General features: G+C 32.9%; 9 protein-coding genes. 4 read left to right on the forward strand and 5 right to left on the reverse strand.

The window, feature by feature from the left end; translation table 11 throughout:
* Nucleotides 1–1251, reverse strand: coding sequence for a phosphate ABC transporter permease PstA (pstA, locus tag ACFEL3_RS06790; RefSeq protein ID WP_265041317.1), 1251 nt, complete (start codon nt 1249–1251; stop codon nt 1–3).
* A gap of 48 nt (nt 1252–1299) precedes the next feature.
* On the opposite strand from pstA, the gene ACFEL3_RS06795 reads away from it, so the two are divergent.
* Complete coding sequence (locus tag ACFEL3_RS06795) at nt 1300–1482, forward strand: hypothetical protein (RefSeq protein WP_010962989.1); 183 nt, start codon at nt 1300–1302, stop codon at nt 1480–1482.
* 48 nt (nt 1483–1530) lie between these two features.
* Here ACFEL3_RS06795 and rplS read toward each other — a convergent pair whose 3' ends face one another.
* Together rplS and trmD are read right to left on the reverse strand one after the other, a co-directional pair.
* Complete coding sequence (gene rplS / locus ACFEL3_RS06800) at nt 1531–1908, reverse strand: 50S ribosomal protein L19 (protein WP_006279489.1); 378 nt, start codon at nt 1906–1908, stop codon at nt 1531–1533.
* Nucleotides 1892–2602, reverse strand: a complete 711-nt coding sequence (trmD, locus tag ACFEL3_RS06805) for a tRNA (guanosine(37)-N1)-methyltransferase TrmD (RefSeq protein WP_007549279.1) — start codon at nt 2600–2602, stop codon at nt 1892–1894. The genes rplS and trmD overlap by 17 nt, the downstream gene beginning before the upstream one ends.
* A gap of 74 nt (nt 2603–2676) precedes the next feature.
* On the opposite strand from trmD, the gene purC reads away from it, so the two are divergent.
* On the forward strand, nt 2677–3399 hold the full coding sequence (gene purC / locus ACFEL3_RS06810; protein ID WP_010081959.1) for a phosphoribosylaminoimidazolesuccinocarboxamide synthase: 723 nt from the start codon (nt 2677–2679) through the stop codon (nt 3397–3399).
* Here purC and purM read toward each other — a convergent pair.
* On the reverse strand, nt 3396–4433 hold the full coding sequence (gene purM / locus ACFEL3_RS06815; protein ID WP_007549277.1) for a phosphoribosylformylglycinamidine cyclo-ligase: 1038 nt from the start codon (nt 4431–4433) through the stop codon (nt 3396–3398). The two genes, purC and purM, sit on opposite strands and share 4 nt — an antisense overlap.
* Before the next feature lie 133 nt (nt 4434–4566).
* Here purM and ACFEL3_RS06820 point away from each other — a divergent pair, with 133 nt between their 5' ends.
* On the forward strand, nt 4567–4860 hold the full coding sequence (locus ACFEL3_RS06820) for a hypothetical protein (protein WP_006280049.1): 294 nt from the start codon (nt 4567–4569) through the stop codon (nt 4858–4860).
* Nucleotides 4861–4874: 14 nt separating this feature from the next.
* Nucleotides 4875–5219 carry a hypothetical protein gene (locus ACFEL3_RS06825; RefSeq protein WP_233395610.1) on the forward strand — a complete coding sequence of 115 codons (345 nt, stop codon included), beginning with the start codon at nt 4875–4877 and terminating at the stop codon, nt 5217–5219.
* 66 nt (nt 5220–5285) lie between these two features.
* Here the strand turns inward: ACFEL3_RS06825 and ACFEL3_RS06830 are convergent, their stop codons facing one another.
* Nucleotides 5286–6104 carry a transporter associated domain-containing protein gene (locus tag ACFEL3_RS06830; protein WP_007549273.1) on the reverse strand — a complete coding sequence of 273 codons (819 nt, stop codon included), beginning with the start codon at nt 6102–6104 and terminating at the stop codon, nt 5286–5288.
* Nucleotides 6105–6506: the final 402 nt, after the last annotated feature.

The following is a 6506-nucleotide window of genomic DNA, read 5'->3' on the forward strand; positions in this document are numbered from 1 at the left end:
CTAAAAATTAAAAAATTCGAATTTCCTTTTTACAAAATTTGCTACTAAATTTAACGTAAATAACACCAATAATAAAGCTATAATTGCGATAGCAGCAAGTTCAACAAATGCAATTTCAGGATTGCTTGACCATATGTATATTTGCACAGGTAGAACAGTCGCCGGATCGAAAAAGGACGTAGGTGTATCAGCAATAAATGCCACCATACCCATCATAAGTAAAGGAGAAGATTCACCTAAAATCCTTGCAATTGCAAGCACAGTACCATGTATTATTCTTGGTAACGCAATCGGTAAAGAGTGATCTAATATCACCTTGATGTGAGGTGCACCGAGCGCAAACGCTGCATCTTTTATCGTAATAGGAACATTCGCAAAGGCATTTTTTGTTGCAATTATAATATTAGGTAACATCATAAATGAAAGAGTCATTCCACCAACAAGTGGTGAAGAGCGTGGTAGCCCAAATATGCCAAGATAGAGAGTTAAGCCCACTACACCAAATATTATTGAAGGCACTGCAGCAAGATTATTTATGCTAATTTCTACAATATTAGTCATTAGCCTATTTTTAGGCATAAATTCGTAAAGACAGATGCCCGACATAATTCCTATTGGTAATGCTAATGCTAGGCACACTATAATTGTCATTAATGAACCGATAAACGCTCCTAAAATCCCTGCATTTTCAGGTTCACGAGAGTCAGATTTAAGGAATAAAGACTTATTAAAAAATTTTTTCACTCTCCTCTTTTCTTTTAGCCAATCAAGTAATTTAGCATAACGATCATTCAAATATTTATCTTTATTTATTGAATTAATTATACTTGACGCGGTAAACCAGATCTCATATTCACCACTATCTTTTACTTTCTTACGAAAAAATTTCTCTAGTTCTTTGTAAGAATTACGACTTAAAATTTCGTCACCGTCTTTAAAATCAGTTCCTCCAAACACCTTACGTAAAGAATCGTTGAGTAAGCCAATGGACTTATACCGCAAATCACTAGGATTACTCGCCAAAGCAAGATCAGCATTTATTTCAACTGGCAATAAAATTTTCGTTACTGTTAAGGCACTGTAAGAGTTAACCAATATACTGAGCAATATACACACAGGACAGCCAAGTGAGATAACTAGTGCCGTGAAAGAACAAAAGCGTAGCGCTCTGTTCTTTTTATTTTTCCTTTTTATACGAGCATGTACACGCCTTGACTGAAGTAATTTAAGGAATTTTTTCTTTATACTCATTTACTTTTCTTTACACGAGGATTTGAAAAAACTTTCCCCTTTTTTGTCATGCAAGTAGCTGACACTGGGATCCAGCAGGCTTTGCCTGCAAATAATTTTTACATTTTCCATGAAAGCACAAACCAAAAGGAGAATAATGAATGCTGGATCCCAGTGTCGGAGCACTGGGATGACACCACAGCGGGAGGCAAACACAATGTTCGTACAGTTGTGTGTCACGCACTGGGATGACAAGAGAGAGTTCTGAGATGACACAATTGACATCACTCCCTATTGTATCTACTTAGATTTCTTTTTAACATAAGTAGTACGCTCTTTGATCCTTGCAGCTTTTCCAAATAGTTTGCACAGATAATACAGTTTTGCTCTACGAACCTTTCCTTTTCTTGTCACTTGCACTGAAACCAGTGCAGGAGAATAAACAAAAAACTGAGACACTATACTTTCTCCATGGCTCACTTTTCTGACTGCAAAAGAAGAATGTAACCCGCGGTTCCTTTTTGATATACATACACCTTCAAATATCTGTATACGTTCACTTGTACCGTCAACTACTTTAAAAGTGACCTTCAAATCATCGCCAGGACGAAATTCTGGTATTTCTTTAGCTAACACTTGCATTTGCTGTTCGTTAAATTTTTTAAGTAAATTTGTCATTTATCTCTCCACTCAATAATTCAGGCCTACGCTTTTTTGTTATAACATGAGACTGCTTCTGCCTCCAATCACTTATTTTTTTGTGATTGCCAGATAACAAAACCTCAGGTACTTTATATCCCTTCCACTGCTCAGGTCTAGTATATTGAGGATATTCAAGTACACCACCACCATAATTAAAACTTTCTTCAGTAATACTATCGGTATTATTTACTACACCTGGAAGAAGTCTAATGCATGCATCAAGAACCACCATTGCAGCTGGCTCACCTCCTGAAAGTATATAATCTCCAATACTTAACTCATAAGGAGTATACGCATCAATTATCCTTTGGTCAATACCTTCAAATCGACCACACAATATTGTTATATGAGGAAACTCTAATAATTCTCTGGCAATATTCTGATTAAACTTAGTTCCAGATGGAGTCATGTAAATAAACTTAGTGTTTTTATGAACAGAGAGCATACTATCTACTGCATCACCAACTACATCAGAACGCATAACCATTCCTGCTCCACCTCCATATGGAACATCATCCACAGTTGAATGTTTATCTTTCGCAAAAGAACGAATATTTATTACTTCAAGGTTCCATATTTTTTTTTCTAACGCTTTTCCGGCAAGAGAATAGTTCAAAAACCCCGGGAACATTTCTGGGAATATGGTTAATATTGTAACATTGAATGCCATTAAGGTTTATTTTAAGTTATTTGGGGCTATACTCTAAGAATAGTAAATTGATATAATATATAGTTAAATTAAACATGTCACTGAATAAAACGATATACGAAGGTAAAGCGAAAGCCATTATTGAAACTGAAGACTTATCAATTGTCATACAGCACTTTAAAGATGATGTTACAGCATTCAATAAGGAAAAATATGAAATAATCGATGGTAAAGGAATAATTAATAATCATATTAGTGCTTTTATCATGGAAAAGCTTGAGAAAGCAGAAATTAGCACACACTTTATAAAAACTCTAAACGAAAGAGAACAGCTAGTCAAAAAACTCAAGATAATACCTCTTGAGGTAGTAGTTAGAAATGTCGCAGCTGGCAGCTTTTGCAAACGTTTTAATATCAAAGAAGGTGAGAGGCTTGCATCTCCTATAATCGATTTTTTTTACAAAAATGATGACCTAGCCGACCCAATGGTAAGTGAAAATCACATACTGTATTTTGATTGGCTATCTAGCAAAGAAATGGATGAAGTTAAAACTACAACTTTAAAAATCAACGAAATATTAGTTCACCTATTTTCAAATGCAAGTATATATTTAGTTGATCTCAAGTTAGAATTTGGCAGATTAATAAATGACAGTACTAAAATCGTTTTAGCTGATGAAATTAGCCCTGATAACTGCAGATTATGGGATAAAAATACTTATAAAAAGCTAGATAAAGATGTCTTTCGTTTGAATTTAGGAGATTTAAAGGAAGCATACCTAGAAGTTGCAAAAAGACTGTCAGTAAAGTTAGGTTAACTAAATACTACTCTATCAAGTGGAGGGTTACATGCCTCATCAAGTTTTCCAATAATTTCAATTTTTTCTCCACGTTTTTGGAAATGATTTTTCACGTTTTGCATATTCTCAGAACTTACGATCAATACCATACCAATACCACAATTAAATGTTTTTAGCATTTCTTTCTTCTCTATTTTACCCTCCTTTGTTAGCCATAAAAATATATCTGGCCATTTCCAGGAATTAATGTCTATGTTTGCAAATAAGTTTTTTGGAAGAATTCGCGGAATATTGTCTACCAAACCACCACCCGTGATGTGCGCAATACCTTTTACTTGTGACATGATAGGCAGCAAAGAATCAACATATATTTTTGTTGGTTCAAGTAGTATTTCACTCCAAGATTTATTATTCCATAGAGATGTATCGTTATAATTTATACCTAAGCTTTTGAAAACATGGCGCACTAAAGAAAACCCATTTGAGTGAATTCCACTTGACTCTAAGCCAACTATATAATCACCTGCTTTCATCATACTACAGTTTGGAAGAATTTGCTTTCGATCAACTACACCAACCACAAACCCTGCAAGGTCATAGTGATTATTACCATACATTCCAGGCATTTCTGCAGTTTCCCCACCAACCAATGCTATTTTAGCTTGCTTGCACCCCTCTGCAATGCCCTTAACCACAGATAATAAAACATCTTTGGTCAAAACGCCTGTTGCAAAGTAATCAAGGAAAAACAAAGGCGTTGCTCCTTGTGCAAGTAAGTCATTTACACACATTGCAACTAAATCTATACCTATAGTATCATGTTTATTCACTTCTTGAGCTATCAACAGTTTCGTACCTACTCCATCAGTTGAGGAAACGAGTACTGGATGGTCATACTTCTTACTTAGTGCAGCAAAATCAAATAACGCAGAAAATGAACCTATTTCGCTGATTACTTCTTCTCTAGTAGTTTCTTGAGCAATAGGCTTGACTTCTTTTATTAACTTATTATATAGTTCAATATCTATTCCTGATCTGGTATAAGTATTCATAATCCTTTTATAAATTTTAAAATTGTTAATACTATATTAATGCCTTGATATAAAAAGTGCAACGAAACTTTCTCTTAATTGACTATTATATACTTACCAATATAGGGTAACTTAAATCATTTATAATTATCCAATGAACGAAAATACCAAAAACATACTGTTAATAACGGAACTGCTATCAGGACGGCTGCTTCATGACTTTGCTAACTCTATGAATGGAATAACGTTTGGCGTAGAAGAGCTTGAAGTAATAGATAAGAATGATGCTGATGCGCAGAAGGAAGCGTTGTTGTTTCTTAAAGAAAGCTCCGATGATTTAATATATAAACATAAAGTTATGAAGCAGGCATATTCTTCTTCAATGGATAATTATAGCTTTGATAAGACCAAATCTAATATCGAAAATTATTTATTAAAAAAAAAGTAAAGCTTACGTGGAAAATAGACGCATACTCTGCAAAAAATAAGGAAGATTTAATTGAAAAGATAAATAAGATAATTTCTAATATGGTGCTAACTATAGCCAGTGCAGTGGCGGAAGTTGAACTAGTATCTGTTTTACTGAGTCAAACAGAAGATAAAATGCTATTAACTATAAAAATTCTAAATGAACACAAACCAATAAGCAAATCATTAGTAGACAAATTAATCAAAAAAAATGACACTAATTTAAATACAAAAGATATTAATATCTATATGACCTCTTTATTATTAGAGTACTATAACACTGAAATGCATTATACTTGCGAAAATAATTTGCTGGAAATAGGTTTAACTATAACTTGAGTTGCATATTTGGTTATTACAACTTTTTCTTCGTGTCAAGGCATTCCCCGACAAGGGGTACCAAATCTAATTTTTGTAATCACTTAAGTCTAGTACTATTTTATTAATGTAGCGCTCATTTGCATCTTTGATGATAAACTTCATACCATTTTTATATTTAATGACTTCATCTACAGAAGGCACTTTACCAGCAATCGAAAGAATCAAACCACCAAGTGTAACATAGTCTTCTTCAGGGTCACGTAATTCTATTTTTAGATCCTCTTCTATATCTTTTATAAGAGCCCTTGCTGATACTTCAAACTTATTTTGAGACAATTCAGTAATGGTATATTCTGAATTTATTTCGTTTTCACTATCAATGTTTGGTATTAGTTCCTCTATAAGATCAGTCATTGAAATTAAACCATCAGTTCCACCATATTCATCCAATACGATAGCTAAGCATGATTTAGAAGAGTTCATCCTAACAAAAAGATTAGTTGTCTTCATCGAGGGTGGAACAAATATTACGCTTTGTATAATATGTTTCAGATTAAAATTTTTATCCCTATTAAAAATAACATCTTTTACATAAAAAAAGCCTATTACGTTATCAAAGTTATTTTTATAAATTGGTATTTTAGTGTGGCAAGTGTTTTTTATCTTCTTTATTATTTCACGCTCGCTTGACTCAATGTCTACTGCGCATATCTCTGTACGTGGAGTCATTATATCCATTATACCACAATCGCGGAATTTTAATAGACCATTAAATATATTAAGGTCTGGCAGATCTTTCATTAATGCCTCAGTCGCACACTTTTTCAACACAGAAGCTTTTTTGAAAAGGAAGAGAAAAATTCTATATGCTATTTTTTCTACTAAGGTTCTTTTTTTACTCAATTTATTCCCTGTAATGGCAAAAACGTTTTCAGATTAGATTTATCAAGAAAACTGTTATTAAATGTTTAATAAGCATGTGAATAATGTCAAATTAATTTGTGAATTATTTGTTGATATAAAATACCAACAATTGATCAACAACTTTTTCAACAACATATACATAGTTGTGTAACAATGCATGATGGTAAAGTATTTTCCATAAAAGAAAATTACTAACACTCTAAACACCTTACTTATACACATAAATCATAACAGAAAATCAATAATATACGAAAGTTACTCACATATTTATCCACAAGTTGAACAACGCCAATTTTTACTGAATTTTAAGTTAGTAACAAGTTATTGATAGAACTATTATTATTACTATACTTTAATATACAAAAGAATAAATAGAATAGA

Source organism: Wolbachia endosymbiont (group A) of Opomyza germinationis (genome assembly GCF_964264765.1).
Classification (GTDB): domain Bacteria; phylum Pseudomonadota; class Alphaproteobacteria; order Rickettsiales; family Anaplasmataceae; genus Wolbachia; species Wolbachia pipientis.